The following is a 3,464-nucleotide window of genomic DNA, read 5'->3' on the forward strand; positions in this document are numbered from 1 at the left end:
CGCACCCGAGGCCGAGGTCCGGTCCGCCGTGGCCGGCTCCGCTCCCGGTGATCCCTCGCGACGCCTCTTCGTGGCGCGGGCCGTCGGCGGCGCCGCGGCCGTCGCCGGGCTCGGGACCGTGGGCTACGGCACGTACGGCGTGCTGCGCGGGCCCCGGGTGAAGCGGGTCACCGTCCCGCTCGCCCGGCTGCCCAGGTCCGCGCACGGTTTCCGGATCGCCGTCGTCAGTGATATTCACCTGGGCCCGATCCTGGGACGCGCCCATACGCAGCGGATCGTGGACGCGGTGAACGCGACCCAGCCCGATCTTGTCGCGGTCGTCGGTGATCTCGTCGACGGATCGGTCGCGGATCTCGGCCCGGCGGCCGAACCGCTCGCCCGGCTGCGCTCCCGGCACGGCGCCTTCTTTGTCACCGGCAATCATGAGTACTACGCCGGCGCGGCCCAATGGGTTGATCATGTAAGGGAATTGGGGCTGCACCCGCTGGAGAACGCACGGGTGGAGACCGGCGGTTTCGATCTGGCCGGTGTCAATGACATCGCCGGTGAGAGCGAAGGGCAGGGCCCCGATTTCGCGCGGGCCCTCGGCGACCGCGATCCCGCCCGCGCGGTCGTGCTCATGGCACACCAGCCGGTGGTCATCGACGAGGCCGTCGAACACGGCGTCGACCTGCAGCTTTCCGGGCACACCCACGGCGGCCAGCTGTGGCCGGGCAACTACGTCGCGGAGCTGGCCAACCCCACGGTCGCCGGGCTGGAACGTTATGGCGACACCCAGCTCTACGTGACGCGCGGCGCCGGTGCCTGGGGTCCGCCCGTGCGGGTCGGCGCCCCCTCCGACATCACTGTCGTACAGCTCGCCTCCCGGCAGGCGTAATCACCCTCGTACGCCCTCCGGAATAGCGGATCGGTGACCAGTGGTGAACCCTCTGTATTCGCCCGTATCGGCAGAAGGTTTCGACTGGTGAACAATTGACTATGAGCCTCCGATCTCCCCTTCCCGATGTGAATGTCGTGTGATTGGGTGAACCGAACGTGCGGTGATCTGCGTATCTGAAGCGCGACACCGAGGTGGGGCAGTTAAGGGAGAGCACGTCAATGCGGTCGGTCCGGCTACGGATTCTCGCGATTCTCGCGGTATTGGTCATCGCAGGCGTGGTCGCCTGGCAACTGCTTCCCTCGGACGAGGGCAGCTCCGACCCGGTCGTCGTCGGTACGACCGACGAGGTGACCTCACTCGACCCGGCGGGCGCCTACGACGCCGGTTCCTGGGCGATGTACAGCAACCTGTACCAGTCCCTGATGACCTTCAAGTCCGGGGCGATCGTGCCGGAGCCGGACGCGGCGGAGAGCTGCGGCTTCATCGGCGGCAAGCTCCAGACGTACCAGTGCAAGCTCCGTGACGACCTGACGTTCTCGGACGGCAAGAAGATCACCGCCGAGGACGTCAAGTACTCGTTCGACCGGATGATGGAGATCAAGACGGACGTCGGTCCGGCGGTGCTCTTCCCCAGCCTGAAGAACGTGGTCACCGAGGGGCGGACCATCACCTTCAACCTCTCCTCGCGGGACGCGACCTTCCCGCAGAAGATCGCCACGGGTGCCGGCTCGATCGTCCAGAAGGACTCCTACTCCGAGCACAAGCTGCGCAACGACAACAAGGTGACGGGCTCCGGCCCGTACGTCCTGCAGTCGTACGAGCCCGGCGTGAAGGCCGAACTCGTCCCGAACACGCACTACAAGGGCGCCCTCAAGGAGACCGGCGGCCCGGTCACCGTGCGGTACTTCAAGCAGTCCGAGGACCTCCTCTCGGCCTGGAAGTCCGGCCAGGTGGACGTCACCCACCGCCAGCTGCCGCCGTCCACGCTCGCCGAGCTGAACCCGGGCGACTCGGACAAGCGCGTCACCGAGGCCGACAGCGCCGAGATCCGCAACCTCGTCTTCAACGTCCGGGACGGCTCTCCGCTCGCCGACCGCGAGGTCCGCCAGGCCATCGCGGCCGTCATCGACCGCGGCCCGCTGGTGAGCGACGTCTACAAGGGCACCGTCGACCCGCTCTACTCGCTGATCCCGCAGGGCTTCATCGGGCACAGCACCCCGTTCTTCGACGCCTACCCGTCGCCCGACCCCAAGCGCGCCAAGGCGCTGATGCAGGAGGCCGGAGTCCAGACGCCGCTGGCCGTCACCTACGCCTACCGCGAGGGCGAGGAGTCCGCCAAGGAGGCCAAGGAGATCAAGCGCCAGCTGGAGGCGACCGGGCTGTTCAAGATCAACACCAAGGCCGTGGAGTGGACGCGGTTCCAGAAGGGCTACGCCAAGGGCGAGTACGACATGTACGCCGTCGGCTGGCTCCCCGACTACCCGGACCCCGACACCTTCAGCCAGCCGCTCGTCGGCCGCGACAGCAGCCTCCACAACGGCTACACCAGCACGAAGATGGACCAGCTGATCAGCTCCACGCTGCAGTACAGCGACCGCAGCCGGGCCTCCGCCGACTTCAAGGCGCTCCAGAAGCTCGTCGGCCAGGACGTCCCGCTGGTCCCGCTGTGGCAGAAGAAGGACTACGTCGTCGCCAAGGCCGACGTCTCCGGCTCGCAGTACCTCTCGGACGGCACCGGCCTGTGGCGCCTGTGGGAGCTGGGCTGGATCTGATCCGGCCCGATCGACGCGAACGCCCCGGTGCGGGCGGCCCACCCGGCCGCCCGCACCGGGGCGTCGGTCGTCTCCGGCGGCAACTCCTCCCGCACCCCGCGCGGATTCGCGCCCCGGGCGGTCAAGGGTCTGCGCGTACGCTGTGACGCATGCAGCTACGCGACTGGACGGACGGGCACGTGGAGCGGTGGAGCCCCGTGCTGCCCGAGCTGGACCCGGAGGTCGAGGGCGCGGTGACCCGGATGCGAAAGCTCTCCGTCCATCTGCGCCGGCTGCGCGAACAGTCCCTCATCGACCTCGACCTGCACCGCCAGGAATTCGACACGCTGCACAAGCTCGCCGGACGCGGCGGCACGGCCGCCCCCTCCGAACTGGCCGCCGACCTCGACCTCGCCCCCGCCTCCGTCACCGGCCGGCTGGACGCGCTGGAGCGCCGCGGCTTCGTCCGCCGCACCCCCTCCACCACCGACCGGCGCCGCGTGGACGTGGAGCTGACCGACGAGGGCCGGGAGATCTGGCGCGTCGCGATGGACTCCCTCGGGCACGAGGAGGAACGGCTGCTCGGCGTCCTGGACAAGGACGAACGGGCCCTGCTCAACGACATGCTGCGGCGCGTGATGGTGGTCGCCGAGGACCGCGGCGCCGCCTGGGACTGACTCAGCCCACCGGGCCGTCCGGGCCGTCCTTCGCCGGGCGCCCCTGCGCCAGCTGGCGGGCCAGCTCCTCGCGGACCCCGTCCGCACCCCGCTCCAGCAGCCCGGCCACCGCCGCGTTCCAGTGCTCCGCGGCCTGCTCCACCGCGTCCCGGAACC

The 3,464-nt window shown here is 69.6% G+C and carries 3 protein-coding genes; all 3 read left to right on the plus strand.

The genetic code is table 11. The features are described 5' to 3' along the window. Positions 1-877: metallophosphoesterase (locus MHW47_RS33580; protein ID WP_239227628.1), on the plus strand; the 877-nt coding region annotated here is incomplete at its 5' end. Positions 878-1,098: 221 nt separating this feature from the next. Further along, on the plus strand, positions 1,099-2,652 hold the full coding sequence (locus MHW47_RS33585) for an ABC transporter substrate-binding protein (RefSeq protein ID WP_239227629.1): 1,554 nt from the start codon (positions 1,099-1,101) through the stop codon (positions 2,650-2,652). A gap of 149 nt (positions 2,653-2,801) precedes the next feature. Next, complete coding sequence (locus MHW47_RS33590) at positions 2,802-3,308, plus strand: MarR family winged helix-turn-helix transcriptional regulator (RefSeq protein WP_239227630.1); 507 nt, start codon at positions 2,802-2,804, stop codon at positions 3,306-3,308. Positions 3,309-3,464 lie beyond the last annotated feature (156 nt).

Origin of the sequence: Streptomyces sp. OfavH-34-F (genome assembly GCF_022347745.1) — a bacterium.
Classification (GTDB): domain Bacteria; phylum Actinomycetota; class Actinomycetes; order Streptomycetales; family Streptomycetaceae; genus Streptomyces.

What these genes read in the sequence shown, in the direction of transcription:
- MHW47_RS33585 (WP_239227629.1), top strand. Translation starts at nt 1,099, where the DNA reads ATGCGGTCGGTCCGGCTACGGATTCTCGCGATTCTCGCGGTATTGGTC.
- MHW47_RS33590 (WP_239227630.1), top strand. Translation starts at nt 2,802, where the DNA reads ATGCAGCTACGCGACTGGACGGACGGGCACGTGGAGCGGTGGAGCCCC.